General features: G+C 70.1%; 23 protein-coding genes and 1 riboswitch. Of the genes, 14 read left to right on the plus strand and 9 right to left on the minus strand.

The window, feature by feature from the left end; genetic code table 11:
• Window positions 1-13: 13 nt before the first annotated feature.
• The 3 genes from cbiE to ABZ464_RS40075 are packed head-to-tail and all read left to right on the plus strand — an operon-like array spanning window position 14 to window position 2,476.
• A complete protein-coding gene (gene cbiE / locus ABZ464_RS40065; RefSeq protein ID WP_359286362.1) occupies window positions 14-1,288 on the plus strand; it encodes a precorrin-6y C5,15-methyltransferase (decarboxylating) subunit CbiE in 1,275 nt (424 codons plus the stop codon).
• Window positions 1,285-2,034, plus strand: a complete 750-nt coding sequence (gene cobM, locus ABZ464_RS40070; RefSeq protein ID WP_359286365.1) for a precorrin-4 C(11)-methyltransferase — start codon at window positions 1,285-1,287, stop codon at window positions 2,032-2,034. Before cbiE ends, cobM begins: the two co-directional genes overlap by 4 nt.
• On the plus strand, window positions 2,024-2,476 hold the full coding sequence (locus ABZ464_RS40075) for a GNAT family N-acetyltransferase (RefSeq protein WP_359286368.1): 453 nt from the start codon (window positions 2,024-2,026) through the stop codon (window positions 2,474-2,476). The genes cobM and ABZ464_RS40075 overlap by 11 nt, the downstream gene beginning before the upstream one ends.
• Here the strand turns inward: ABZ464_RS40075 and ABZ464_RS40080 are convergent.
• A complete protein-coding gene (locus ABZ464_RS40080) occupies window positions 2,463-3,599 on the minus strand; it encodes a cobalt-precorrin-5B (C(1))-methyltransferase (RefSeq protein WP_359286371.1) in 1,137 nt (378 codons plus the stop codon). The two genes, ABZ464_RS40075 and ABZ464_RS40080, sit on opposite strands and share 14 nt — an antisense overlap.
• Before the next feature lie 18 nt (window positions 3,600-3,617).
• Here ABZ464_RS40080 and ABZ464_RS40085 point away from each other — a divergent pair, with 18 nt between their 5' ends.
• The 3 genes from ABZ464_RS40085 to ABZ464_RS40095 all read left to right on the plus strand — a co-directional run bounded on the left by ABZ464_RS40085 (window position 3,618) and on the right by ABZ464_RS40095 (window position 6,317).
• Complete coding sequence (locus tag ABZ464_RS40085; RefSeq protein ID WP_359286374.1) at window positions 3,618-4,388, plus strand: cobalt-precorrin-6A reductase; 771 nt, start codon at window positions 3,618-3,620, stop codon at window positions 4,386-4,388.
• A 191-nt stretch (window positions 4,389-4,579) separates the two neighbouring features.
• Window positions 4,580-5,665 (plus strand): HoxN/HupN/NixA family nickel/cobalt transporter, encoded by a 1,086-nt coding sequence (locus ABZ464_RS40090; protein WP_359286376.1) that lies wholly within the window; start codon window positions 4,580-4,582, stop codon window positions 5,663-5,665.
• 52 nt (window positions 5,666-5,717) lie between these two features.
• Window positions 5,718-6,317 (plus strand): cadmium resistance transporter, encoded by a 600-nt coding sequence (locus ABZ464_RS40095; RefSeq protein WP_359286377.1) that lies wholly within the window; start codon window positions 5,718-5,720, stop codon window positions 6,315-6,317.
• Here ABZ464_RS40095 and ABZ464_RS40100 read toward each other — a convergent pair.
• Genes ABZ464_RS40100 through ABZ464_RS40110 form a run of 3 tightly spaced genes read right to left on the minus strand, consistent with a single transcriptional unit; the run spans window position 6,314 to window position 9,718 of the window.
• On the minus strand, window positions 6,314-7,810 hold the full coding sequence (locus ABZ464_RS40100; RefSeq protein ID WP_359286379.1) for a precorrin-2 C(20)-methyltransferase: 1,497 nt from the start codon (window positions 7,808-7,810) through the stop codon (window positions 6,314-6,316). The genes ABZ464_RS40095 and ABZ464_RS40100 overlap by 4 nt on opposite strands.
• Entirely contained in the window at window positions 7,807-8,451 is a 645-nt protein-coding gene (locus ABZ464_RS40105) for a precorrin-8X methylmutase (RefSeq protein WP_359286381.1), read from the minus strand. Before ABZ464_RS40105 ends, ABZ464_RS40100 begins: the two co-directional genes overlap by 4 nt.
• Window positions 8,441-9,718, minus strand: coding sequence for a cobalamin biosynthesis protein CobG (locus ABZ464_RS40110; RefSeq protein ID WP_359286493.1), 1,278 nt, complete (start codon window positions 9,716-9,718; stop codon window positions 8,441-8,443). Before ABZ464_RS40110 ends, ABZ464_RS40105 begins: the two co-directional genes overlap by 11 nt.
• Before the next feature lie 101 nt (window positions 9,719-9,819).
• Window positions 9,820-9,895, plus strand: a riboswitch (cobalamin riboswitch).
• A gap of 53 nt (window positions 9,896-9,948) precedes the next feature.
• On the opposite strand from ABZ464_RS40110, the gene cobN reads away from it, so the two are divergent.
• Both cobN and ABZ464_RS40120 read left to right on the plus strand, forming a co-directional pair.
• The gene (gene cobN, locus ABZ464_RS40115) at window positions 9,949-13,539 is read left to right on the plus strand and encodes a cobaltochelatase subunit CobN (protein WP_359286383.1); all 3,591 of its coding nucleotides are present in this window, start codon (window positions 9,949-9,951) and stop codon (window positions 13,537-13,539) included.
• A gap of 231 nt (window positions 13,540-13,770) precedes the next feature.
• The gene (locus ABZ464_RS40120; protein WP_359286385.1) at window positions 13,771-14,889 is read left to right on the plus strand and encodes a substrate-binding domain-containing protein; all 1,119 of its coding nucleotides are present in this window, start codon (window positions 13,771-13,773) and stop codon (window positions 14,887-14,889) included.
• Here the strand turns inward: ABZ464_RS40120 and ABZ464_RS40125 are convergent.
• Window positions 14,846-15,328, minus strand: a complete 483-nt coding sequence (locus ABZ464_RS40125) for a MarR family transcriptional regulator (protein WP_359286386.1) — start codon at window positions 15,326-15,328, stop codon at window positions 14,846-14,848. The genes ABZ464_RS40120 and ABZ464_RS40125 overlap by 44 nt on opposite strands.
• A 397-nt stretch (window positions 15,329-15,725) precedes the next feature.
• Here ABZ464_RS40125 and urtA point away from each other — a divergent pair, with 397 nt between their 5' ends.
• From urtA to urtE, 5 genes are all read left to right on the plus strand, one after another.
• A complete protein-coding gene (urtA, locus tag ABZ464_RS40130) occupies window positions 15,726-16,979 on the plus strand; it encodes an urea ABC transporter substrate-binding protein (protein ID WP_359286389.1) in 1,254 nt (417 codons plus the stop codon).
• A gap of 106 nt (window positions 16,980-17,085) precedes the next feature.
• A complete protein-coding gene (urtB, locus tag ABZ464_RS40135; RefSeq protein ID WP_359286391.1) occupies window positions 17,086-17,973 on the plus strand; it encodes an urea ABC transporter permease subunit UrtB in 888 nt (295 codons plus the stop codon).
• Entirely contained in the window at window positions 17,970-19,094 is a 1,125-nt protein-coding gene (urtC, locus tag ABZ464_RS40140) for an urea ABC transporter permease subunit UrtC (RefSeq protein ID WP_359286393.1), read from the plus strand. Before urtB ends, urtC begins: the two co-directional genes overlap by 4 nt.
• Window positions 19,091-19,873, plus strand: coding sequence for an urea ABC transporter ATP-binding protein UrtD (urtD, locus tag ABZ464_RS40145; RefSeq protein WP_359286396.1), 783 nt, complete (start codon window positions 19,091-19,093; stop codon window positions 19,871-19,873). The genes urtC and urtD overlap by 4 nt, the downstream gene beginning before the upstream one ends.
• Before the next feature lie 5 nt (window positions 19,874-19,878).
• The gene (gene urtE, locus ABZ464_RS40150) at window positions 19,879-20,571 is read left to right on the plus strand and encodes an urea ABC transporter ATP-binding subunit UrtE (protein WP_359286398.1); all 693 of its coding nucleotides are present in this window, start codon (window positions 19,879-19,881) and stop codon (window positions 20,569-20,571) included.
• A 76-nt stretch (window positions 20,572-20,647) separates the two neighbouring features.
• On the opposite strand, the gene ABZ464_RS40155 is transcribed toward urtE, so the two are convergent.
• A complete protein-coding gene (locus ABZ464_RS40155) occupies window positions 20,648-21,100 on the minus strand; it encodes a Fur family transcriptional regulator (protein WP_359286401.1) in 453 nt (150 codons plus the stop codon).
• Window positions 21,101-21,246: 146 nt separating this feature from the next.
• Here ABZ464_RS40155 and ABZ464_RS40160 point away from each other — a divergent pair, with 146 nt between their 5' ends.
• On the plus strand, window positions 21,247-21,888 hold the full coding sequence (locus ABZ464_RS40160; protein ID WP_359286403.1) for a superoxide dismutase: 642 nt from the start codon (window positions 21,247-21,249) through the stop codon (window positions 21,886-21,888).
• Window positions 21,889-22,129: 241 nt separating this feature from the next.
• Here ABZ464_RS40160 and ABZ464_RS40165 read toward each other — a convergent pair whose 3' ends face one another.
• The 3 genes from ABZ464_RS40165 to ABZ464_RS40175 form a co-directional block, all read right to left on the minus strand.
• On the minus strand, window positions 22,130-23,581 hold the full coding sequence (locus ABZ464_RS40165; RefSeq protein WP_359286406.1) for a hypothetical protein: 1,452 nt from the start codon (window positions 23,579-23,581) through the stop codon (window positions 22,130-22,132).
• On the minus strand, window positions 23,578-24,891 hold the full coding sequence (locus ABZ464_RS40170; protein ID WP_359286408.1) for a DUF4365 domain-containing protein: 1,314 nt from the start codon (window positions 24,889-24,891) through the stop codon (window positions 23,578-23,580). Before ABZ464_RS40170 ends, ABZ464_RS40165 begins: the two co-directional genes overlap by 4 nt.
• A 321-nt stretch (window positions 24,892-25,212) precedes the next feature.
• Window positions 25,213-26,583, minus strand: coding sequence for a site-specific integrase (locus tag ABZ464_RS40175; protein WP_359286410.1), 1,371 nt, complete (start codon window positions 26,581-26,583; stop codon window positions 25,213-25,215).
• Window positions 26,584-26,793: the final 210 nt, after the last annotated feature.

Consider the following 26,793-nt stretch of genomic DNA (forward strand, 5'->3'; position numbering starts at 1 on the left):
GAGGTGTCGAGCAGTGACCCCCGAACGCCCCGTCCTGCCCGCCGCCGTGACCGTCGTCGGGATCGGAGCCGACGGCTGGAGGGGCATCCCGGACACCTCCCGCACCGCCCTGCTCGACGCCGAGGTCCTCGTCGGCGGCCCGCGTCAGCTGGACCTCCTCCCGCCGCAGTGCACGGGGGAGCGGATCTGCTGGCCCTCACGCCTGCGGCCCGCGGTTCCCGGCCTCCTCGCCGCGCACACTGGTCGCCGGGTTGCCGTGCTGGCCAGCGGAGACCCCATGTTCTACGGCATCGGGCGCGCCCTCACCGAGGTCCTCGGCGCCGGTGCCGTGCACGTCCTGCCGCACCCCTCCTCCGTCTCCCAGGCTTGCGCGCGCCTCGGCTGGCCGCTGGAGGACGTCGAGGTCGTCACGCTCGTCGGCCGGCCCGTGGCCCGCCTGGCCGCTTCCCTGCACGAGGGACGACGGCTCCTCGTGCTCAGCGCGGACGCCACCACTCCCGGTGAGGTCGCCGCACTGCTGCGGGACCGTGGCTTCGGGCCGAGCCGGATGCGGGTGCTGGAACAGCTCGGCGGTGCGAAGGAACGTACAACCGCCGCGGCCACCGCCGACGACTGGCGCGACGAGCCCTGCGACCCCCTCCACATCGTCGCCGTCGAGTGCCGCCGCGCCCCGGACACCCTGCGCCTCGGCGCCGCACCGGGACTGCCGGACGAGGCGTACGAGCACGACGGCCAGCTCACCAAACGCCACGTCCGCGCCGCCACACTCGGCGTGCTCGCTCCCGCACCCGGTGAATTGCTGTGGGACATCGGCGGCGGGTCGGGCTCGATCGCGATCGAGTGGATGCGCACACACCCCTCCTGTCGGGCGGTCACCGTCGAACGCGACCCGGTGCGCGCCGAACGCATCACCCGCAACGCCGGCCGGCTCGGCGTGCCGGGACTGTCCGTCGTCACCGGTGCCGCACCCGGCGTCCTGGCCGAACTCCCGCCGCCGGACGCGGTGTTCATCGGCGGCGGCCTCACCGCACCCGGCCTCCTCGACGCCTGCTGGGAAGCGCTGCCCGTCGGCGGACGCCTCGTCGCCAACACCGTGACGCTGGAGTCGGAGGCGCTCCTTGCCGACGCCTACCGCCGCCACGGCGGTGAGCTGGTGAAGCTCGCGGTGGCGCACGCCGTGCCCGTGGGCGGCTTCACCGGCTGGCGGCAGGCGATGCCCGTCACCCAGTGGGCCGCCCGCAAAGCCGCCCGGACCACCGTCAACCCCCTTCCAGGAGCAGACAGATGACCGTGTACTTCATCGGCGCCGGTCCCGGCGCCGCCGACCTGATCACGGTGCGTGGCGCCCGTACGCTCGCCGCCTGCCAGGTCTGCCTGTACGCGGGCAGCCTGGTGCCGCGCGAACTGCTCGCCGAATGCCCGCCGGACGCACGGCTGGTGGACACCGCCCAGCTCGACCTGGACGAGATCACCGCCGAGTTGATCCGCGCCCACGAGGAGGGGCACGACGTGGCGCGACTGCACTCCGGGGACCCGTCCGTGTTCAGTGCGGTCGCCGAACAGATGCGGCGCCTCGACACGGCCGGGGTGCCCTACGAGATGGTCCCCGGCGTGCCCGCGTTCGCCGCCGCCGCGGCGTCCTTGAAGCGGGAGTTGACCGTGCCGGCGGTCGGCCAGACCGTGATCCTCACCCGTGTCGCCCATCGCGCCACCGCCATGCCCGAGGGCGAGGACCTGGCCACCCTCGGCCGCAGCGGCGCGCTCATCGTGCTGCACCTGGCCGCCAAGTACGTGGACCGCGTGGTGGGCGAACTGCTGCCGCACTACGGCGCCGACTGTCCGGCCGCCGTGGTCGCCTACGCCTCCCGCCCGGACGAGGTGATCATCCGGGGCACGCTCGACGAGATCGCCGGGAAGGTGAAGGAGGCCGGAGTCCTGCGCACGGCCGTGATCATGGTCGGGCGGACGCTGGGCGCGGAGCAGTTCCGGGACAGCCACCTGTACTCGCCGGAGCGCGAGCGGCATGTCTGCTGAGATGGTGATCCGTCGGGCGGTCGCCGAGGACGCCGAGCGTCTCACGGGCATGGTGCATGCGTCCGGCGCCTATCAGGGGCAGTACGCCCCGATCATCGTCGGGTACCGGGTCACGGCGGAGGACGTCGCCCGGCACGAGGTCTTCCTGGCCGAGGACGGCGAGGGGCGCCTGCTGGGCTTCTACTCCCTGTGGCCCGACGTCCCGGAGCTGGACCTGCTGTTCGTCGCGGACGATGCCCAGGGCAGGGGCATCGGCCGGCTCCTTGTCGAGCACATGCTCGACCGGGCCCGGCAGGTCGGCCTGAGCGACGTCCGCGTGGTCTCCCACCCGCAGGCCGAAGGGTTCTATCGGAGCGTGGGCGCCGAACGGGCGGGAACAGTGCCTCCGACACCGCCGAAGGTCACCTGGGAACGACCGGAACTGTGGTTCAGGACCGGCTGACCGCAGGTCCGGCGACCTCGCTGCGACCCACGATCGTCCCCGCCCGGTCGATGCAGATCACGTCGACTGCGACGGGCGCGCCCCGCAGCACGGCCAGCGCCTCGTCACGGGCGGTGATGGCCACCAGGTCGCCGAGCGGGACCCCGGCCGCCGCGCACAGCTGGAGGGCGGCCAGTCCGGTGTTGGCGTCGGCCACCTCGGCGACCAGGGCCTCGTCCGCGCCGCCGTGCCGGGCCAGTTCGGCGAGGAAGCCCTTGTCGACCTGGGAGCGGGCGGAGTGCAGGTCCAGGTGGCCGGCCGCCAGCTTCGACAGTTTGGCGAAGCCGCCGCAGATCGTGAGGCGGTCGACGGGGTGGCGGCGGACGTACTTCAGTACCGCGCCCGCGAAGTCGCCCATGTCGAGCAGCGCGTCCTCCGGGAGGCCGTACGCGGCGACGACCGTCTTCTCCGAGGTCGAGCCGGTGCAGCCCGCCACGTGGGTCCGCCCGGCTGCCCGTGCCACGTCGACGCCGCGCCGGATGGAGTCGATCCACGCCGAGCACGAGTACGGCACCACGATCCCGGTCGTCCCCAGGATCGACAGCCCGCCGAGGATCCCGAGGCGGGGGTTCCAGGTGGAGCGGGCGATCTCCTCGCCATGGTCGACGGAAACGGTGATCTCCACGTCTGTGCTGCCGCCGTACGCGGCGGCGACCCGGGCGACGTGGTCGCGCATCATCTGGCGGGGCACCGGGTTGACGGCCGGCTCACCGACGGGCAGGGGAAGGCCGGGCCGGGTGATCGTGCCCACGCCGGGACCCGCCTTGAAAACGACACCGGTCCCTGCGGGCAGCCGCCGTACTCTCGCCCGTACCAGCGCGCCGTGGGTGACGTCCGGGTCGTCGCCCGCGTCCTTCACGACCCCAGCCATGGCTGCCCCGTCCGTCAGCTCCTCCGCCGCCAGGGCGAACGACGGCGTCTGCCCCCTGGGCAGCGTGACCGTCACCGGGTCGGGAAACTCGCCGGTCAGCAGCGCGGTGTACGCGGCCGTCGTCGCCGCGGTCGCGCAGGCGCCGGTGGTCCAGCCGGGCCGCAGACCGGTGTGCTTCAGCTGGGCGCCGCGCGCGCCCGTGGGCTCATTCATGAAGGGAACCGAAGTCTCGTGCACGTGCTGATCCTGGGCGGCACCACCGAGGCCCGCCGCCTCGCCGAACTCCTGGCGGCCGACCCCTCGCCCGGGCTGCGGGTGACGACCTCGCTGGCCGGGCGGGTGGCAGCGCCCCGGCTGCCGCCCGGCGAGGTCAGGGTGGGCGGCTTCGGCGGCGCCGAGGGGCTGGCCGGGTGGCTGCGCGAGCACGAGGTGGACGCGCTCATCGACGCCACACACCCTTTCGCCGGGACCATCAGTTTCCACGCGGCACGGGCCGCCACTGCCGTCCATGTTCCCCTGCTCGCCCTGCGGCGCCTCGGCTGGGTCCCGGCGAAGGGGGACGACTGGCACGAGGCCGACTCGCTGGAACAGGCCGCCGCGCTGCTGCCCGCGCTCGGCCGGCGCGTCTTCCTCACCACCGGGCGCATGGGGCTCGCGGCCTTCGCGAACCTCACCGACCTGTGGTTCCTCGTGCGGTCCGTGGACGCGCCCGAGCCGCCCACCCCGCCCCGCATGAAGGTGCTGCTCGACCGAGGCCCCTTCACCCTCGACGGGGAACGCGAGCTGCTGCGCGCGCACCGCATCGACGTCGTCGTGACGAAGGACAGCGGGGGAGCGGCCACCGCGCCGAAACTGACAGCCGCCCGTGAGGCCGGGCTGCCCGTGGTCGTCGTACGCAGGCCGCAGGCCCCGGAGGGCGTGCAGGCCGTGCAAGACGCGGAACAGGCGCTCCGGTGGGTCAGGCGGGGATGCGACCTGCGGGCTTTCCCGGACGCTGACTGAAAGCTGACACGGGCTTTACCGCCATCGACTTGTAGTTGCAACCCATACGCAGAAGCCTGGAAGGCGCGGCTGAAAACAGCCGTACGCCGAGAAGTAAGGCCCACGTCCCCATGACCACCGCTCCCGATCCCGCCGGCCCGGCCTCCCCAGCCGGGCGGGGCGGCATCTCGTGGCACCGCATCCGCACCTCCATGACCCGAAAAGAGTGGGCCAGTGTCGGCGGGATGGCCGCGTTCATCCTGGCACTGCACGTCATCGGCTGGTTCACGCTGGTCGCGATCGTCGCCCCGGAGCACTACAGCCTGGGCACCAAGACCTTCGGCATCGGCATCGGCGTCACCGCCTACACCCTCGGCATGCGGCACGCCTTCGACGCCGACCACATCGCCGCGATCGACAACACCACCCGGAAGCTGATGAACGAGGGCCAGCGCCCGCTGTCGGTCGGCTTCTGGTTCTCGCTCGGTCACTCCACGATCGTCTTCGCGCTCGCCTTCCTGCTCTCCCTCGGCGTCAAGGCGCTGGCCGGACCGGTCGAGAACGACGACTCCACCCTGCACAGCGTCACCGGCTGGATCGGCACCACCGTCTCCGGGACCTTCCTCTACGTCATCGCGATCATCAACCTGGTGATCATGGTGGGTATCTGGAAGGTGTTCCAGCAGATGCGCTCCGGCCACTTCGACGAGGCCGCCCTGGAGGAGCAGCTCAACAACCGCGGCTTCATGAACCGCATCCTCGGCAAGGTGATGAAGTCGATCACGAAGCCGTGGCAGATGTACCCGCTCGGTGTCCTGTTCGGCCTCGGCTTCGACACCGCCACCGAGATCGCCCTGCTGGTCCTGGCGGGCTCGGGCGCCGCCTCCGGGCTGCCCTGGTACGCGATCCTGTGCCTGCCCATCCTGTTCGCGGCGGGCATGTCGCTGCTCGACACGATCGACGGCTCGTTCATGAACTTCGCCTACGGCTGGGCCTTCTCCAAGCCGGTCCGCAAGGTCTACTACAACCTCACCATCACCGGTCTCTCGGTGGCCGTCGCGCTCATCATCGGCACGGTCGAGCTGCTGGGCCTGGTCGCGGAGAAGGCCGGCCTGCACGGCGCCTTCTGGGACTGGGTCTCCGGTCTCGACCTGAACATCATCGGCTACGTCATCGTCGGACTGTTCTTCGCGACCTGGGCGATCGCCCTGCTGGTGTGGAAGGTCGGCCGGATCGAGGAGAAGTGGACGGCGGGGCTGGCCCAGGGGCCCGCGCCCGTCGAACAGGGCGCCGAGTAGCACCGCGTAGAGTCGCCCGGGCATCGTCGTCCCCACCGGAACGGGCTGGTCAGTGAACCTGGGCATCATCGGGCAGGCCGTCGGCCTGTTCGCCGTCACCAACATCGACGACATCCTCATCCTGTCGTTGTTCTTCGCCCAGGGTGCGGGCGGGCGTGGCGAGGCCCGGCGGATCGTGCTCGGGCAGTACCTGGGCTTCGCCGCCATCCTTGCGGTGGCGGTCGCGGCGGCGTTCGGCGCGACCTTCCTGCCCGAGAGCGCGATCCCGTACCTCGGCCTGCTTCCGCTCGCTCTGGGAATCAAGTCCGCTTGGCAGACCTGGCGAGGGCGCGGCGACGACACGGAAGAGGACGAGGAAGGGTGTGCGGGCGGCCCGCGCCCGCTGGAGGTCGCCGCCGTCACCTTCGCCAACGGCGGCGACAACATCGGCGTCTACGTCCCCGTCTTCGCCACCGCCGGAGTCGGCGGCATGACCGTCTACACCGTCGTCTTCCTGGTCCTGGTCGGTGTGTGGTGCCTGGCGGGCCGGTTCTTCGCGACCCGGCCCGTCGTCGCCCGTGCCCTGAGCCGCTGGGGGCACGTCCTGCTCCCCCTCGTCCTCATCGCGCTCGGCGTGCTCATCCTCGTCGAGGGCGGCGCCTTCGGCCTCTAGGAACTGCCCTGCTCGGGATAGCGGCGCGGCGTCCAGACGACCTCCTCGCCGTTCCCGCGCCGTACTGTCCGGGTCTGGGAGGAGCCGACCAGCAGGATCGTGCGCATGTCGACCTCGGCCGGATCGAGGTCGGCCAGCCGCACGATCCGCACCCCCTCACCAGGGCCGCCGACATCCCGGGCGACCACGACCGGAGTCTCCGGCGCCCGGTGCTCCAGCAGCAGGTCGCGGGCCTTGCCCACCTGCCAGGTGCGGCTGCGCGAGCCCGGGTTGTACAGGGCCAGCACCAGGTCGGCCGAGGCAGCGGCGCGCAGCCGCTCTGCGATGACCTCCCAGGGCTTGAGCCGGTCGGAGAGGGAGATGGCCGCGTAGTCGTGCCCCAGCGGAGCCCCCGCCCGCGCGGCAGCGGCGTTGGCCGCGGTCACACCCGGCAGCACGCGCACCGGGACATTCTCGTACTGCTTCTGTGAGGCGGCCTCCAGCACGGCCGTGGCCATCGCGAAGACGCCCGGGTCGCCGCCGGAGACGACCGCCACCCGCCGTCCCCGTTTGGCGAGCTGGAGGGCGAACTCGGCGCGCTCGGCCTCGACCCGGTTGTCGGATCCGTGGCGGCGCTGGCCGGGGCGTACTGGCACCCGGTCCAGGTAGGTGGTGTAGCCGACCAGGTCGTCGGCGGCGGCGAGCGCGCCGCGTGTCTCGGGCGTCAGCCACAGCGGTCCGGCGGGCCCGGTGCCGACCACCACGACCTCCCCGTGCTCCCGTGCGGGGGGCTCGGCGTCGACCTGGCTCGGCAGGACGGCGACCGAGAAGTACGGCACCGACTCCGGCTCCACGGCGGCCAGTTCGGCGAGGCGTTCGCCGCTCATGGTGGCCCGCTCGACGTACCGGGCCTCGCCCAGCCGCTCCGAACCCTCCAGCGCCCGCCGCACCTTGGTGAAGGTGCGTCCCAGCTTCATCACGACGGCCACGTCCGTCGACGCGAGCCGGGCGGTCAGCTCCTCCTCGGGCAGCGTGCCCGGCAGGATGGTCAGCACCTCCTCGCCTTCGGCGAGCGGGGTGCCCAGGCGGGCCGCGGCGGCCGACACGGAGGTGACACCGGGGATGACCTCGGTGTCGTAGCGGTCGGCGAGCCGCTTGTGCATGTGCATGTAGGAGCCGTAGAAGAGCGGGTCGCCCTCCGCCAGGACCGCCACGGTCCGGCCGGCGTCGAGGTGCGCGGCGAGCCGGGCGGACGCCTCGGCGTAGAAGTCGTCGATGGCGCCCTGGTAGCCGCCGGGATGGTCGGTGCTCTCCGTCGTCACCGGGTAGACCAGCGGCTCCTCGACGTGGTCGGCGCGGATGTGCTTCGCCGCGATGGAGCGGGCGATCGAGCGTCCGTGCCGGGCACTGTGGTACGCGATCACGTCCGCCTCGGCGATGACCTCCACCGCGCGCACGGTCATCAGGGACGGGTCGCCGGGGCCGAGCCCGACGCCGTACAGCTTCCCGCTCACTCTTCCTCACTCGCGATCGCGTTGAGCGCGGCGGCGGCGATGGCGCTGCCCCCACGGCGGCCACGGACGACCAGGTGCTCCAGGCCGGACGGGTGCGTGGTCAGCGCGTCCTTGGACTCGGCGGCGCCGACGAACCCGACCGGGACGCCGATCACGGCGGCGGGGCGGGGCGCGCCCGCCTCGATCATCTCCAGGAGCCGGAAGAGGGCGGTGGGCGCGTTGCCGACGGCGACGATCGCGCCCTCCAGCCGGTCGCGCCACAACTCCAGTGCGGCGGCGCTGCGCGTGGTGCCCAGCTCGGCCGCGAGCTGGGGGACGGCCGGGTCGGAGAGGGTGCACAGCACGTCGTTGCCGGCGGGCAGCCGCTTGCGGGTCACGCCGCTGGCCACCATCTGCACGTCGGTGAAGACGGGCGCGCCCGCGCGCAGCGCCTCCCGGGCGCGGGCCACCACGGCGGGCGTGTACGCGATGTCCCGCACGAGGTCGACCATCCCGCAGGCGTGGATCATCCGGACCGCGACCTGGCCGACATCGGCGGGCAGCCCCGTGAGGTCCGCCTCGGCGCGGATGGTGGCGAACGACTGGCGGTAGATCGCCGCGCCGTCCTTCTCGTACTCGAACACCGTGCTCCTACTGGTCATGCATATGGGCCGCCGCCACAGCGGCGGCGAGAAGGGAAGAGTTGTCGGCCGTGTACGTCGTCAGGACACGGCCGGCGCGTACGACGGAAATCCGGTAGCCGCCGTCCGGGGCGGCGACGACGTCCACGTGGTCGCCGCGCGGCCGGCCGCAGCGCCGCTCGCAGCCGGACCAGTACGCCGGGAGCCCGCCGCCCGCTGTGAGCGCCGCTGCCGCCTCCGTACGGACATCCGCCCGCGACTTGGCGCAACCGGGCCGTCCGATGCAGGCGCCGACGCCGAGCCAGGGGGAAGCCGGGCCGGTGATCAGACCGACGGCGTCAAGCCCGGGGAGCCGTTCGGCAGGAACCAGAGGGAGGATCACCCCGCGCCACGGGGTGATGCGCAGTTCGCCGGACGCGGCGGCTGTCACCTCGTCCCACTGGGCGGCGGTGAGACGGCCCAGCGGGGCGAGCACACTGAGACTCGTCGTGCCGTCGGGGCGGGTGACCGGACCGGGCGGCGGTTCCCCGGCCCGGGGCCGGGCAGAGGCGCCCCGGACCTCCGGGGTCCGCAGGCGCCGTGCGACCTCCCGCGCCAACTCCTCACCCGATCCCGGTAGTTCAGCCACTCTCCAGGCCTGGCCGGCACTCGCTTCCAGGAAGACCTCGGCGGCCAGCACCGCGGCCCGGGGCGCGTTCTCGGCGTCCACGAGCGCGGCGGAATCCGACGACCCGATCCGCAGCCACGCGCCCCCGTCCGGCGTGGCCTCCAACGTCACGTCCGCACCCAGCGCCGCCACATCCCCGCGCCCGTCGTCGAGCGCGAAGAGGAACCGCCCGGACAGCCCGGCCGCGGCCTCACTCGCGCAGACGAGCCCGTCCAACTCCCGCAGCCACGCCCGGACATCGGCGCAACCGTGCCCGTCCAGCCCGGACAGCGGCGACGCCACGACGTTGCGCACCCGCTCGTGCCGCCACGACGGCAGCAGTCCGGCCGACTCCAGCCGCTGCGTCAACTCGGCACCACAGCCCGTCGGCAGCCCGCGCAGCTGGACGTTGCCCCGCGAGGTCAGATGCAGCTCCCCGTCGCCGAGTTCCTGCGCCGCGAGCCCAAGCGCACCGGCCTGATCGACCCGCAGCACACCCCCGGGAACGCGGATCCGGGCGAGTGCGCCGTCGTCCGCCGCGTGCAGGCGCAGCGCACCCGGGCATGCGTCACCGCGGTCCCGTGAGACGGCTGTGGCCTGGGACGACGGTGGGAGGGATGGCGTGGACACGGCGGCGAGCATACCCACCATCCCGCCGAATGTATGCCCCGCCCTCTCCCGGTGACCCTTACTATGCTCCTCGGCGGATCACCTGGTCCGCCACCGCCACGACGGCGACAGGGGAGGAAGCCGGTGCGAATCCGGCGCGGTCCCGCCACTGTGAGCCCACCCCGCCCGGGGCGGGTGAGCCAGGAACTCCCGCCGTCCGACACCGCCCGGGGCGCGGACACCCCGAGGAAGGCCGACGCCGCATGATCCTTCTGCTGTCGACGTCCGACACCGACCTGCTCAGCGCCCGCGCGGCGACCGGACCGGTGCCCTACCGCTTCGCCAACCCGGCCCGCCTCCCGCTCGACGACCTCCCCGCCCTCCTCGACGGCGCCGACCTGATCGTCGTACGCCTCCTCGGCGGTCTGCGCGCCTGGCAGGACGGTCTCGACCTGCTGCTCGCCGACGGCCGCCCAGTCGTCGTTCTGACCGGCGAACAAGCCCCGGACGCCCAGCTGATGGCCGCCTCGACCGTTCCGGTCGGCATCGCCGCCGAGGCCCACGCCTACCTCGCCCACGGCGGACCGGCCAACCTGGAGCAGCTCGCCCGCTTCCTGTCCGACACGGTCCTGCTCACCGGGCACGGCTTCGAAGCTCCGGCGCCCGCGCCGGCCTGGGGCCCGCTGGAGCGCCCGGAGCGCGACACCCCAGGCTCCGCGACGGTCGCGGTGCTCTACTACCGGGCCCACCACATGAGCGGCAACACCGCCTTCGTCCACGCACTGTGCGACGCCATCGAGGAAGCGGGCGCCCGTCCCCTCCCGCTGTACGTGGCCTCCCTGCGCGCCCCCGAACCCGAGCTGATCGAGAAACTGCGCGCCGCCGACGCGATCGTCACCACCGTCCTGGCCGCCGGCGGCACCAAGCCCGCCGAGGCATCGGCCGGCGGAGACGACGAGTCCTGGGACGCGGGCGCCCTCACCTCCCTCGACGTGCCGATCCTCCAGGCCCTGTGCCTGACCGGCTCCCGCACGGCCTGGGCGGAGAGCGACGAGGGCGTCTCACCCCTCGACGCCGCAAGCCAGATCGCCGTACCCGAATTCGACGGCCGCCTGATCACCGTGCCGTTCTCCTTCAAGGAGATCGACGCCGACGGCCTCCCGGCCTACGTCGCCGACCCCGAGCGCGCGGCCCGCGTCGCCGGGATCGCCGTACGCCATGCGCGACTTCGGCACATCCCGCCCGGCGAGAAGCGCCTCGCGCTGGTCCTGTCCGCCTACCCGACCAAGCACTCCCGGATCGGCAACGCGGTCGGTCTCGACACCCCGGCCAGCGCGGTCGCCCTCCTGCGTCGGCTGCGGGAGGAGGGTTACGACTTCGGCGGCGCCGACATCCCCGGACTGGCCTCCGGCGACGGCGACGAACTGATCCGCGCGCTGATCGAGGCGGGCGGCCACGACCAGGACTGGCTGACCGAGGAGCAGCTGGCCCGCAACCCGGTGCGGATCCCGGCGGCGGACTACCGGCGCTGGTTCGCCACGCTCCCGGAGGAGCTGCGGACGGCGGTCGAGGAGCACTGGGGTCCCGCCCCCGGCGAGATGTTCGTCGACCACAGCCGCAACAAGGAGGGCGACATCGTCCTCGCGGCCCTGCGCTTCGGCAACCTGCTCATCCTGATCCAGCCCCCGCGCGGCTTCGGCGAGAACCCGATCGCCATCTACCACGACCCGGACCTCCCACCCTCCCACCACTACCTGGCCGCCTACCGCTGGATCGCCGCCCCGCAGTCCGAGGGCGGCTTCGGCGCGGACGCGATGATCCATCTCGGCAAGCACGGCAACCTGGAGTGGCTGCCCGGCAAGAACGCCGGTCTGTCCGCCGCCTGCGGCCCCGATGCCGCCCTCGGCGACCTCCCCTTGGTCTACCCCTTCCTGGTCAACGACCCCGGCGAGGGCACCCAGGCCAAGCGCCGCGTCCACGCCACCCTCGTCGACCACCTCGTCCCGCCCATGGCCCGCGCCGACTCCTACGGCGACATCGCGCGCCTGGAGCAACTCCTTGACGAGTACGCCCAGATCTCGGCCATGGACCCGGCCAAGCTCCCGGCCATCCGCGCCCAGATCTGGACGCTCATCCAGGCCGCCAAGCTGGACCACGACCTCGGCCTGGTCGACCGCCCCGGCGACGACGGCTTCGACGACTTCCTCCTGCACGTCGACGGCTGGCTGTGCGAGGTCAAGGACGCACAGATCCGCGACGGCCTGCACGTCCTGGGTAAGCCGCCGCAGGGTGCGGACCGGGTCAACCTGGTCATGGCCATCCTGCGCGCCCGCCAGATCTGGGGCGGCACCGCCGCTCTCCCCGGCCTGCGCGAGGCCCTCGGCCTCGACGAGTCCGCCGCGACTCGTACGACGGCCGACGAGGCGGAGGAGAAGGCCCGCGCCCTCGTCCAGGCGATGGAGGACTCGGGCTGGGACCCGACCGCGGTTCCCACCGAGCACGGTGAACAGGTCGTCGCCATCCTGGAGTTCGCCGCCCGCGAGGTCGTCCCGCGCCTCGCCGCGACCACCGCCGAACTCGACCACACCGTCCACGCGCTGGCCGGTGGCTTCGTACCGGCGGGCCCCTCCGGCTCACCGCTCCGAGGCCTGGTGAACGTCCTGCCGACCGGCCGCAACTTCTACTCCGTCGACCCCAAGGCCGTCCCCTCCCGCCTCGCCTGGGAGACCGGACAGGCCCTCGCCGACTCCCTCCTCGCCCGCTACCGCGCCGACAACGGCGACTGGCCCACCTCCGTCGGCCTCTCCCTCTGGGGCACGAGCGCGATGCGCACCGCCGGCGACGACGTCGCCGAGGCGCTCGCCCTGCTCGGCGTCCGCCCCGTCTGGGACGACGCCTCCCGCCGCGTGACGGGCCTGGAACCCATCCCCTACGAGGAGTTGGGCCGCCCCCGCATCGACGTCACCCTGCGCATCTCCGGCTTCTTCCGCGACGCCTTCCCGCACACCATCGGCCTCCTAGACGACGCCGTACGCCTGGCCGCGTCCCTGGACGAACCGGCCGAGGCCAACCACGTCCGCACACACGTCCAGGCCGACCTGGCCGCCCACGGCGACGAGCGCCGCGCCACCACCCGCATCTTCGGCTCCCGCCCCGGCACCTATGGCGCCGGACTGCTCCAGCTCATCGACTCCCGCGACTGGCGCACCGACGCCGACCTCGCCGAGGTCTACACGGTCTGGGGCGGCTACGCCTACGGCCGCGAACTCGACGGCCGCCCGGCGCGCGAGGAGATGGAGACGGCGTACAAGCGGATCGCGGTGGCGGCGAAGAACACCGATACCCGTGAGCACGATATCGCCGACTCCGACGACTACTTCCAGTACCACGGCGGCATGGTCGCCACCGTCCGCGCCCTGCGCGGCACCGCCCCCGAGGCGTACATCGGCGACTCCACCCGCCCCGAGACGGTCCGCACCCGCACCCTGGTGGAGGAGACCTCCCGCGTCTTCCGCGCCCGGGTCGTCAACCCCAAGTGGATCGAGGCGATGCGCCGCCACGGCTACAAGGGCGCCTTCGAGCTGGCCGCCACCGTGGACTACCTGTTCGGCTACGACGCCACCACCGGCGTGATCGCCGACTGGATGTACGACAAGCTCACCCAGACCTACGTCCTGGACCCGGCCAACCGAGAATTCCTCCAGCAGGCCAACCCCTGGGCCCTGCACGGCATCGCTGAACGTCTTCTTGAGGCGGAGTCGCGCGGCATGTGGGAGAAGCCCGACCCGGCGGTGCTGGAGGAGCTGCGGCGGGTGTACCTGGAGACTGAGGGGGACCTGGAGGGCGGCGAGTGAGGCCCCCGAGCTCTATTGCAAATAATGTGCAATAGCGATGTACTTGCAGAAAGGGGGAGTCGTGCCCGAGACTGTCACTCGGGCGCGGGGCCATCGTGTGTGACACGTCCGTCCTCGGGTGCTGCCCCGCGCCTCCTGCCGGGTTGCGCGCATCGCCTCCACATGCCTACGAATCGGTTGCGATCCCGGCCGGTGCTTGGGTGCTGATCGCCGTCGGGCAATCATGGGGGCATGCGCCGGCCGCTCCACCTCCACGCCCCCGAGTGGTTCACGGCCGACGATTCGACCCTGAACGTCGCGCTCGTGTACCCGATGCAGGGGCCTGCCGGGATCTTCGGTCCCGCCTGTGAGGCGTGCGCGCGGCTGGCCGCCGAGGAGATCAACAAGGCCGGCGGCGTGCTCGGCAAGGAACTGCGGCTGCTGGAGATCGACGGTGGGGCCGACCCGCAGAAGGTCGCCGAGGAGGTCGAGGCCCTGGTGGCAACCGGTGCGGTGCACGGCGTGACCGGCTGGCACATCTCCTCCGTCCGGCAGGCCATGGCGCCGCGCATCGCACACCGGGTGCCGTACGTGTACACCGCTCTCTACGAAGGCGGGGAGCGCACGGACGGTGTCTTCATGACCAGTGAGACCCCCGACTGGCAGCTGCTGCCCGCCATGCGGCTGCTCGCCGAGACGCGGCGGGTACGCCGCTGGTTCGTCGTCGGCAACAACTACGTCTGGCCCCGGCACACCGCCCGGGCCGCCCGCCGCTACGCCCGCGCGCTGCGGGGTGGACGGGTGTGCGGCGAGGCGTACCTGCCGCTGGGTACCGAGGACTTCGCCGACGTGCTGCGGCGCATCGAGCACACGGACGCGGAAGGTGTGCTCATGCTGCTCGTCGGCAGCGACGCGGTCCGCTTCAACCGGGCCTTCGCCGTCTCCGGCCTCGACCAGCGGTGTCTCAGGCTGAGCACCCTGATGGACGAGAACATGTTGATGGCCAGCGGTCCGGGGACGACCGGGGACCTCTTCAGCACGGCCGGATTCTTCGCCTCACTGGCGAACCAGGACACCCTGGACTTCCACGGCCAGTACGCTCACCGCTTCGGCATCGAAGCTCCGGCCCCCGGCAGCCTCGGCGAATCCTGCTACGAAGGGGTGCTGCTGCTCGCCTCGCTCATCGAGCGGGCCCGCACCCTGGACGTCTCAGCGATCTCCGCCACCGCCGAGACGGTCTCCTACGAGGGCCCGCGCGGCCTGCTCCACCTTCATGACCGGCATGTCCGCCAGCGCATCTACCTGGCGGAGGCGGACGGGCTGGACTTCAACGTGCTCGCCCAACTGCCTTCCCCGCACGACCTGTTGTAACGCGTGCCGGGCCGGTCGTGGGCCGTCCTTCCAGGGCCTCGGCCAGCTGCGTGAGCAGGCCGTCCAGCTCCTCGCCCGCAGGCAGATGCTCCAAGTCCCCCCAGTCGGTCCGTACTTCACGCGCCAGCAACTGCCACCGCTGCTTGCCCCGTGGGGTGAGGTGGGCCAGGACGCGGCGCCGGTCGGCCGGGTCGACACGGCGGTAGACCAGGTTCTGGTCGACGAGTTGGTCCATCAGTTTGGTGAGGCTGGGAGCCGGCAGGAAGGCGTGGTCGGCGAGGGCTGTCATGTTGTGGCCCTGCCCGTCGGATAGCAGGTCGAGCACCCGCCACGCCTCCACGGAGCAGTCGAACTCGTCGAGGACGGACTGCACTCGGCGCACGGCGAGACGTTCGGCCCGCGTGAGCAGGTAGAGCAGTTCCTGGGGCCGTCTCGCCATCGTGCTCCTCCAACTCGTGCTCGCCGGCTGGTGCCTGAGCCTATCGTCGATCACCGGGCTCTTGACAAGGGGAATCAGAAAAACTGATCCTTTCCGCAGGAAGCATTGATCGCCGTTGCTGTGATGCCCTCGAACGGGCGTATTCAGCAGCGGCTTCTTCTGTTTTAACGGCTGCGTTACTTCCGCTGGAAACTGTTCTTCAATTGCTCTGAAACGCGGTTGAAACAGTTTCCCCGCAGGCTGTGGTCGCACTTCAGCGACCAGCCCGGAGGTCACCCCGGAACGGCTGGGGAACCCGTGCGTCGACGCCGCCGCCCCTGAAGCGCCTTCCCCTCATCCCTCCCCCCAGAGTCTTTCCGCTCTCTTCGTATCGCCCTTCGGGGCAAGGAGGTTGTGCATGTCCGGGTTCAGCATCAGCAGACGCGGTCTTCTGGCAGGCATATCGGCCGTCGGCGCGTCCGCAGCCCTCAGCGCGTGCGGCGCCAAGACGGGCGACAGCACGTCCACCGGCTCCGGCGCCAAGGCCGACACCTCCGGGGACACGGTCAAGGTCGGTCTGCTGAACTCACTCTCGGGCACGATGGCGATCAGCGAAGTCACCGTCCACAACGCGCTGTTGCTCGCGGTAAAGGAGATCAACGCGGCGGGCGGCGTGCTGGGCAAGAAGCTCAAGGCCGTCAGCCAGGACGGCGCCTCCGACTGGCCCACCTTCGCCGAGAAGGCCGAGGCGCTCATCACCGACGACAAGGTCGTTGCCACCTTCGGCTGCTGGACCTCCGCCAGCCGAAAAGCCGTCAAGCCGGTCTTCGAGCGGTACAAGTCGCTGCTGTTCTACCCCGTCCAGTACGAGGGCCTGGAGCAGTCGCCGTACATCTTCTACATCGGCGCGACCACCAACCAGCAGATCGTGCCGGCCCTCGACTACCTGAAGAAGCAGGGCCTGACCAAGCTCTACCTGGTCGGCAGCGACTACGTCTTCCCGCGGACCGCCAACAAAATCATCAAGGCGTACGCGAAGGCCAACGGCATGGAGGTCGTGGGCGAGGACTACGCGCCCCTGGGGTCCACGGAGTTCGGCACCATCGTCAACAAGGTCAAGGGCGCCGGCGCCGACGCGGTGTTCAACACCCTCAACGGCGACTCCAACGTGGCCTTCTTCAAGGAGTACAAGTCCGCGGGCCTGACCGCCAAGAGCCTGCCGGTGCTCTCCGTCTCCATCGCCGAGGAGGAGGTCAAGAGCATCGGCACCCAGTACCTGGACGGCCAACTCACGGCCTGGAACTACTACGAGACCACCCCGGGCGCGGCCAACACGAAGTTCGTCGCGGCGTACCAGGCGGCGTACGGCAAGGACAAGCCGACCTCCGACCCGATGGAGGCCGCCTACATCTCCGTCTACCTGTGGAAGGAGATGGTCGAGAAGGCCGGCTCCTTCGACGTGGCGAAGGTGAAGGCCGCCTCCGACGGCATCGCACTCGACGCCCCCGAGGGCAAGGTCACCGTCGACGGTGCCACCCAGCACGTCTACAAGACCGCCCGGATCGGCAAGGTCGGCTCCGACGGCCTGATCACCGAGGTGTGGAACTCCGGCAAGCCGATCAAGCCGGACCCGTACCTCAAGGGCTACTCCTGGGCCTCCGGCCTCTCCTGAGCCACGCCCCGCCCGGCACCGGACCCGGCCCTCTCGTGGGGGGCCGGGTCACGCCCATGGCACACGCGCACACCCGCACCTCCGTCCCCGACCCGGAGCCGACCCCATGACGGTCATCCTCAACCAGTCCTTCACCGGCATCAGCATCGGTGCCGTCCTGCTGCTCATCGCCCTCGGCCTGACCCTGACGTTCGGCCAGATGGGCGTCATCAACATGGCGCACGGCGAGTTCATCATGGCCGGCGCCTACACCACGTACGTCCTGCAGAAATCCATCAGCAGCGCGGGCGTCTCCCTGCTCGTCGCCCTGCCCGTCGCCTTCCTGGTCGCCGGAGCCATGGGCGCCCTGCTGGAATGGCTGCTCATCCGCCGCCTCTACACCCGCCCGCTGGACACGCTGCTCGTGACCTGGGGCGTCTCGCTGATGCTCCAGCAACTCGCCCGCGACATCTTCGGCGCCCCCAACGTGCAGACCCACGCCCCGGACCTGCTCACCGGCAGCATCTCCTTCGGCGGCGGCGTCAGTTTCGCCAGCAGCCGGCTGTTCATCCTCGGCCTCGCCCTGCTGAGCGTCCTCGCCCTCACCCTCATCCTGAAACTCACGTCGCTGGGCCGTCGGATCCGGGCTGTCGTCCAGAACCGCGACCTCGCCGAGGTCTCCGGCATCGCCACCGGCCAGGTCGACCGCATCACGTTCTTCATCGGCTCGGGCCTCGCCGGCGTGGCCGGTGTCGCCCTCACCCTGGTCGGACCGATCGGACCCACGATGGGCACCAACTACATCGTCGACGCCTTCCTCGTCGTCGTGGTGGGCGGTATCGGGCAGCTCAAGGGCAGCGTCATCACCGCCTTCGCGCTCGGTGTCCTGCAGTCGGTGCTGGAGTACTCGACGACGGTCAGCGTCGCCAAGGTCATCGTGCTCGTGGCGATCGTCGCCTTCCTGCAGTGGCGACCCCAGGGCCTGTACACCCTGCGCACCCGGAGCCTGGCATGACGACAACGACCACCGCCACCCCCGCCGTGGTGACGCCGCAGTCCCTGTCCCTGCTGGAGCGGTTCCGCGTCCCGGCCGGGTTCGTCCTCGGAGCCGTGCTCCTGCTCGGCGTCGCACCGGTCCTCCTCTCCGACTTCCGCCTCAACCTCCTCGCCAAGTACCTGTGTTACGCGATCGTCGCGGTCGGCGTCAGCCTCGCCTGGGGCCGCGGCGGGCTCATGGTCCTCGGCCAGGGCGTCTTCTTCGGCCTCGGCGGCTACGCCATGGCCATGCACCTCAAACTCACCGACGCCGCCGCGACCGGCGAGACCCTGCCCGACTTCATGCAGCTCTACGGCACCGGAGACACGCTGCCCTGGTGGTGGAAGCCCTTCGCGAACCCGGCGTTCGCCCTCGCCATGACCGTGCTGCTGCCCATGGCGGTCGCCGCCGTCCTCGGGTTCTTCGTCTTCCGCCGCCGGGTGAAGGGCGCGTACTTCGCGATCCTCAGCCAGGCCCTGGCCGCCGCGCTGTCGATCTGGCTGGTCGGCCAGCAGGCCACCACGGGCGGCACCAACGGCCTCACCGACATCCAGGGCTTCTTCGGCTACTCGCTGGACGACCCGGTCAACCAGCGGATGGTGTACTTCGTCATCGCCGCCGTCCTGCTGCTCCTGATGATCGGCGCCCGCCAGCTGTTCGTCAGCCGCTACGGCGAACTCCTCATCGCCGTACGGGACTCCGAGGAACGGGTGCGCTTCCTCGGCTACGACCCGGCCAACGTCAAGCTCGTCGCGTACGTCCTCGCGGCCGGCGCGGCCGGGCTGGCCGGGGCGCTGTTCGTCCCCGCCGTCGGGATCATCTCCCCGGCGTTGATCGGCATCGTGCCGTCGATCGGCTTCGTCATCGGCGCGGCCGTCGGAGGCCGGGCCTCCCTGGTGGGCGCGGTACTCGGCGCGATCGCCGTGGCCTGGGCGCAGAGCACCCTCTCGGACGCCTTCCCCGCCGCGTGGACGTACCTCCAGGGCCTGCTGTTCGTCGTGGCGGTCGGCTTCCTGCCCGGCGGGCTCGCCTCTCTGGGCGTCGTCCTGCGCAGGCGCCGTACCGCTATTGCTACTCGTACGACGGGAGAGACGGCATGAGCGGCGAGGGACTGACCGTCCGCGACCTGAGAGTGACCTTCGACGGCTTCACGGCTGTCGACGGCGTCGACCTGGATATCGCCCCCGGCGACCTGCGCTTCCTCATCGGCCCCAACGGCGCCGGCAAGACCACCCTGGTCGACGCCGTCACCGGCCTGGTGAAGGCCACCGGCTCGGTCCGCTTCGGCGACCAGGACCTGCTCGGTAAACCGGTGCAGAAGATCGCCCGCATGGGCATCGGCCGTACGTTCCAGACCGCCACGGTCTTCGAGGAACTGACCGTCCTGCAGAACCTCGACATCGCGGCGGGCGCCGGGCGGAGCGTGTGGACGATGCTCCGCCGCCGCAAGGACATCCCCGAGCCGGTCGCGAAGGCCCTGGAGACCACCGGACTCACCGAGCTCCGCGACCGCCCCGCCGGAGTCCTCGCCCACGGACAGAAACAGTGGCTGGAGATCGGCATGCTGCTCGTCCAGGACGTCAAGCTGCTGCTGCTCGACGAACCCGTCGCCGGCATGAGCCACGACGAACGCGAGGCCACCGGCGCACTGCTCCAGCGGATCAGCGCGGACCGCACCGTCGTCGTCATCGAGCACGACATGGACTTCATGCGCTCCTTCGCCCGCAGCGTCAGCGTCCTGCACGCCGGAAAGGTCCTCAGCGAGGGCACCGTCGCCGAGGTACAGGCCGACGCCAAGGTCCAGGAGGTCTACCTCGGCCGCGCCGCGGAACCCGAGCCCGCTCCCGCCACCCCCGTGGCCGTCGCCGAGGAGGCGTGAGTCAGATGCTGGAGATCAGTTCCGTCCAGGCCGGCTACGACCGCACCACGGTCCTGCACGGCGTCACGGTCTCGGTCCCGAAGGACAAAGTCGCCACCGTCCTGGGCCACAACGGCGCCGGCAAGAGCACCCTGCTGCGCGCCGCCATGGGCCTGATCAAGGCCAGGAGCGGCACCGTCCGGCTCGACGGCGAGGACATCACCCACCTCGCCCCGCACCAGCGGGTCGCCCGCGGAATGGCGTACGTCCCCCAGGGCCAGCAGTCCTTCCCCCACCTGACCACCGCCGAGAACCTCCAACTCGTCGCCGACGGACGATCCGACGGAAAGGAGGCCGTCGCCGAGGCGCTGGACCTCTTCCCGGTCCTGCGTGAGCTGTCCGGCCGCCGCGCCGGTCTGCTCTCCGGCGGGCAGCGCCAGCAACTCGCCCTCGCCCGCGCCCTGATCACCCGCCCCAGGCTCCTGCTGCTCGACGAGCCGACGGAGGGCATCCAGCCGTCGGTCGTCGCCGAGATCGAGGAGACGATCCTCGCCCTCACCCGGCGCGGCGGACTCTCCGTCCTCCTCGTCGAACAGCACGTCGGCTTCGCGATGCGCGCCGCCCAGCACTACTACGTTCTGGAGGCCGGACGGGTGACGTCCTCGGGCGAGGGCGGAACGGGCGCCGAGCAGGCCGTACGGGCGGCGCTCAGCGTGTGAGAGCCGGTCCCGCAGCGGGCCCTCGACAGCGAGACATCGGTCTCCGTCGAGGGCCCGCTCGATGTTCTGGCGCGGCTCAGTCGCCGCACCGGGCACAACGGCCGTACACCAGCAGCGACCCCGAAGCGTCCGGCCGCAGCCCGGTCAGCTCCTCGATCCTGCCCACGGCCTCCCTCAGACGCTCGTGAGCGAGCCCCTCCACCTCGCCGCAGTCCTGACAGACGACGTGATGGTGCGGCTCCCCGAGGACGCAGTAGCGCGTGGCACCGGGCCCGTGCACTGCATGCGTCAGGCCGACCGCCGTGAGGGTCTCCAGGGTGCGGTAGACCGTGGTGGGGTGCACAGGAGGCCCACTCCGGCTCAGCTCCTCCCATGCCTCCGCGACGGAGAGATGACGCGCCGAAGCGGCGAACAACGCGACGATCTGCAGGCGCCCCGGGGTGCAGCGCAGCCCGTGCCGCTGCAACAGAGCACGGGGCTCGGGCAGCGCCGCCATGCCGCCACGCGCCGCCCGCGCGGACCCGCTCACCTCCCCGCCCCACTCGAAGTGCCGTATTCCGCGCGCACCACGACACGGCACACGGTCCTAGGACCAACGCCTGATCGGCACCGCGCTTCTCTTGCTGCTAGCGTGCAGTTGCACATGAGTGGCAATTATGTCGGAGGACGTTGGACATGGCGGTTTACACGCTCCCGGAGCTCCCGTACGACTACTCGGCGCTCGCCCCGGTGATCAGCCCGGAGATCATCGAGCTGCACCACGACAAGCACCACGCGGCGTACGTCAAGGGCGCGAACGACACGCTGGAGCAGCTCGCGGAGGCGCGGGACAAGGAGTCGTGGGGCTCGATCAACGGCCTGGAGAAGAACCTGGCCTTCCATCTCTCCGGGCACATCCTGCACAGCATCTACTGGCACAACATGACGGGCGAGGGCGGCGGTGAGCCCCTGGCCGCCGACGGTGTCGGCGACCTGGCGGACGCGATCACCGAGTCCTTCGGCTCCTTCGCGGGCTTCAAGGCGCAGCTCACGAAGGCGTCCGCCACCACCCAGGGTTCGGGCTGGGGCGTCCTCGCCTACGAGCCGCTCAGCGGCCACCTGATCGTCGAGCAGGTCTACGACCACCAGGGCAACGTCGGCCAGGGCTCCACCCCGATCCTCGTCTTCGACGCCTGGGAGCACGCCTTCTACCTGCAGTACAAGAACCAGAAGGTCGACTTCATCGACGCCATGTGGGCCGTCGTCAACTGGCAGGACGTGGCCCGGCGCTACGCCGCCGCCAAGGAGCGCGGCGACAGCCTGCTCCTCGCCCCCTGAGCGCATGAGAACGTCCTGCTCGTGATCGTCTTCTCAACCTTCACTTGCAGGCGGTAGGACGAAGGGCTTCCGCGAGGACGTGACTTGCGGGAGCCCTTCGGTTTCCCCTCGACGTGAAGAGGCGTCAGGTGACGGCGGAGGCGGCCGACAGCAAGCGGTCGCCGACCTTGTCGGTGCTCAGGCACAACCCCCGCCGCGAAGGCGCTGGTGAGGCCGCTCGGGCTATTGAGGGTGCCTTTGCCTACATGTAGTAGGCGTAGCGGGTGGCGATTCGTGCCTCTGCCGGGACGTGTTTGAGGATGGCTCCGACTCGGTAGGCGGTGCGCAGGGTGAGGGGGTCGCGTTCGTCGAGCTGGGCGTTGTTCCAGTTCATCTTGGTCAGGGCGAGAATGTCGGTGCCGGCGGTCAGTAGATCTGTGCCGTGTGTTGCGGGCCGGATCAGCAGGGGCTGGGGGACGTACAGGCCGGGGTAGGTCCGGAAGTACGGTACTGAGCCGCGGGTGTACAGGAGCAGGGAACGGGCGTCCAGTTGGACGCTGGTGCCGCGCAGCGGGGGGAGTTGCCCGGTTCGGTAGAGGTGCGGGGCACCGCGCCGCTGGATCCACAGCAGGTCGACATGGTCGATCTCGCGCAGATCGGCGGCTTCGTGGAAGCCGTCGATCTCATTGGCGGTGAAGTTCGAGGTCTTGTGTACGACGATGCGTGCGGGCTGGTGGCCGTGGGTGGTGCGGTACTCGGCCAGGGCGTCCAGCAGCAGCTGCCGTGCGTCGGAGAGCGTCAGGTGGGGCTGGCGGTCGGTCTTGGAGATCTGGGCGGTGCCGCCGCGGACGACGACGCCGTCGCCGCGTTCGTTGAACACCTGGGCGACGGCGGTGTGCAGTTCGTTTCCGCTCGCGCTGCGGTAGAAGCTGACCCCGACGTAGCAGGTAGCCAGGTCGGAGCTGTGGCGCCGCATACGCCAGGGGGTCCCGCCGGCCTTGTAATACAGGGCGGTGTGCAGGTTCCAGGCCCTGGTGGCCTCGTCCTGCAGCGGGCGAACGGTTTGACCGTTGGTCTTGGCCGGAATCCCGGTCCAGGTCTCCTTGCGCATGAGCTGCAGGGGAGCCGGGAGGGTGAGCGCGGTGGCCTTGAGCAGGTCGTGGAAATCGCCTCCGGCCTCTCGCTCGCACTGTTCCTCCTCGCGGTCACCAGCGGCCTCCTCCGACGACGGACGGTCTTCTCTGTCCTGGAGTTCTTCGGGGCGGGCGCAGATGATGACCCGGCAGCGCCCGGTCTCGGCCAGAGACCGGGCGGCGTCGGCGTACAGCGCGACCGCGTCGGCGGTGGCGGAGGCAATGTCGGCGCGGGCCAGGCGGCGCAGCTGGCGTTCGGGGATCTCGCGGACGAGGGCGTCGTCGAAGACGAGCTGGGCACCGAACGGGGAGTCGGCGCTGAAACCGGGGAACGGCTGGTGGAGATTCTCCTGACCGGGTTTTGTCTCCTTGGCTTCGATTTGGTTCTGGCAGCGCTGCAGCCAGTTCCGGATGCCGTCGACCGCATGGGCGGGGCCGACCAGGGCGATGGGGATCTGACGGGGCCCGGTGGGGGAGTCCGCGTCGGTCGGTCCGTACACGCTGATGCCGTAGCGGGGATCGATGTGGCGGTTTCCGGCGCGGAACTCCAGTTCCGGCTCATGGAGCACTGGTGCTTTCATTGCGGCAGCTCCCACAGTCCCTCGGCCAGCCCGTTCACGCTCGGCTTCGGTGCTGGTTCTTGCGCAATCCAGACGCTTTCGTCGATGGCTGCATCGCAGTCGAGCTGCAGGAGCTGACCGAATCGGATGCGCTCATCCCGGCTCCTGAACAGGGTGTCGTCGCCTTGCAGGTAGTCGGCCCAGGCGCGTACGAGCTGGTAGACGGCGTTGTTGCGTTCCATCCTCTTGATGTTCTGGACGTACTCGGCGTCGTACAGGGAGTCGCGTTGGCCGTCGATGGTGAATTGGTAGGTGGGGTTGATCTCCAGAAACCACTGCTCGCCCCAGCGGCGGAAGTACAGGCCGGCAGCGTAGTGACGGCAGAAGCTGATCTTGGTTGTGTCGTCCTTGCCGAAGTACGGGGCGAAGAAGGCGCGCCCGCGGCTGCCTCGGTAGCGGCCTTTGATCTTCCGGCTGGATCGGTCCGGTGGGGCCTGCATGTAGACGATCTTCTTCGTGGGATGCCAGACCAACTCGGGATGATGGGCGGAGCGCAAGGTGAAGTTCAACAGGGACACGAAGCGTCGCTGGAGATCCGGATCCTCAGTGCTCGCCCAGTTCTGCGTCGGGATGGAGGTGACGGGCCCGTCGCAGAGCACGGAGAGCGGGCCTTCATCCAGTCGGCACAGTGAGATGATCCGTCCGGCGGCCAGGATGAAGCCGCTCTCGAACTGGTTGCCGTTCGACCGCATCCGCTCCCAGGCATCACCGCGGTCGCGACACGGCGTGGACGCCTCGTAGATGAGCGGTGCGAAGCCCTCAATCACGAGGAGGTTCGAGACCAGCTGTTCGCTTCCTTCGAGCCGCGGCAACGGCTCCCCCACGGGCACGCCCATGGCTGACAGCCGGCTGAAGGCATCGGGGTCGAAGCGGTCTGAAGCCTTGTCGAACTGAACGACGCGCCGCGCCTTGCGTTCAGGGTCGGCGAACCAGGTGTCGACGCGCTTCCACCATGCTTGCTGGATACGCAGGTCGACGCAGATGAGCACGATAGGTCGGCCCAGCCGAAGCCAGTAGTCGACGTGGTCGGCCTTGCACGTGAACTTGAACTCGGTGGCGGTCTCGCCGCGAAATCCGACTTCTGTGCCCTTCACTTGGGCCAGTACGGCGACACCGGTGACTTCCCGGTCGGCGTCCACGAACTCGATCTGACCGTCGACGGCGAAGTCACGTTTGGTGTCGTTCCACACGTGGCCGGCGTCGGAGACGGCCTTGTCGACGAATGCTTCGCCCCGAAACCCGGCCCGCTGCTGGACGCTGCGCTGCGGCATCCGGTCAGTGCTCCGAGAAGGACACCGGAGTGCCCGCCGTAGCCCGGCCGGATCTGGGAGGCCGAGGCCGCGTGTTGTTGTCCCACCCCATGGAGTGATCCTCCGTCCTTTATGCGTGGTCCACGTCAACTCAGGATAGGAGGGACCACCGACAACGGCCGGAGTACGCATGCGGGAGGAGACTCGGAGGCTGAGCACTTGGAGGGCTGGAGTCGGGTCTCCGATGTCGACCGGTCCACGGCGGTGAGCATCGAGGCCTCGTGATCGACGGGATCCGGCTCAAGTACCTGACGGCTCCCTCACCGCACACCGGGCTTCCGTCTACTCGCCATAGCCCGGGGCGACGAGTGGCAGCTCAGTGCCCTCATGGGCGAGGCCCTGATGTACCGGGAGCAGGAGGCGAGATACCCCAGCGCAATCCGCTATTACGCCCGTCAGCGTGGCGATGTGTGAGAACGCGGTTCCGAACACGGTGACCGTGACCTCCTCGACAGCGAGGGGTGGGTGGGCGTAGGTGTCCCAGGTCTCGGAGAATTTGGCGTGCCGGGAGAGTGCTTGCACGGTCTTCGGGTCGTGCTTCCCGGAGCCGCCGAGCGCGGTGGTGTAGAAGTGCTTGAGGTCGTGGTAGCGGGTTCTGTCCGGGAGCCCGGCTTGTTTCACTGCCTTCCGCCACTTCTGATGGAAATCGGTGTGCAGTACGGGGCGACCAAGTCGGTTCGTGACGATCAGGCTCTCGTCCGGCGGCTCGACGTAACCTCGTGCCCGGCGACGGCGCTCGGCGCTCGGTGAAATGGACTCTGGCTCGGAGAAGCGTGACGTGTGCCGTGTGAGCTGCTCGATAAGAAAGTGATCCACCGGCAAGGTCGCGTAACTGGCCTTGGTCTTCAGGCGTACGGCCTTACCGCGCTGCCGTTGCTCTTCGATGTGAAGAAGATCGTGTTCCCAGGCGACCTGGCTCCGCTTCAGCCCGAAAGCCTCGCCCTGGCGCAGCCCGGCACAGGCCCCAAGCCAGATGAGGACCTCATAGCGAGGCGCTACCTTCCGCATCGCCGCTGCGACTGCCGCGACTTGTGCAGGTGTCAGGACGACCTTGACGCGTGGCGTGACGTCCGGGAGTTCTATCCGCGCCACAATGTTGGCAGGGAGCGGGACATCCTCGTCCAGCATGTAGTGCATGAGGATGCGCCAGGTCTTGAAGATCTGGACGACGGTGCAGGCTGACTCGATGTCTCGCTTGTCGAGGAGGTAGTCGACGAAGGCCATGGAATCGGGGCGGCGCAGGCTGCTTGCGGTGCGGTGGCCGGCGAAAGGCAGGATGTGGGTCCGGAGATGGCTTTCGTAGGTGTCGCAGGTATTGGCGTTCTTCTTCCGTTTGCGCCTCCTCTTCATTATCTCGGTTGCAAAGTATTCAACCTGCAGACTTCCCGGATTGTTGTCTCGCGACCTCTTCCTTTCGAACTCCATGAGTACCTTTTCCAGGACGTTGCGGGCTTCCTGCCAGGTCGCAAAGGTCGGCCGTCTCTCTTTTCCTGAGCAGTCGGTGTACCGGGCCTGCCAGCGATGACCTCGGCCGTGGTCCGCGGACGGGTAGAGAGGTCGATGCGGCGTGCCGCATCGACATGGTGTGTCACCGCGTTCTGGTTTCGGATATGTCTTGTGCCAGCGGTCGAACGGTTCTCTCGATGTGCTCATGTGCCTGCTCGTAGACCTGATTCGCGTGCTGTTGTGCCAGCTGATGCTTGGTGGCTTGGCCGCGGAGGCGTTTCTCTCTGGATGTTGGCGGCTCGGCGTGGCATGCGTCCTTGGGCCGCTGCGAACCTCTGTGGCTCGCTGCGGGTCTCAGTCCATTCTTTCCGCCGTAGCCGGTAATTATGCACAGCTGTTCATGGTGTCCATGGTGGC

Source organism: Streptomyces sp. NPDC005820, assembly GCF_040630255.1.
Lineage (GTDB): Bacteria > Actinomycetota > Actinomycetes > Streptomycetales > Streptomycetaceae > Streptomyces.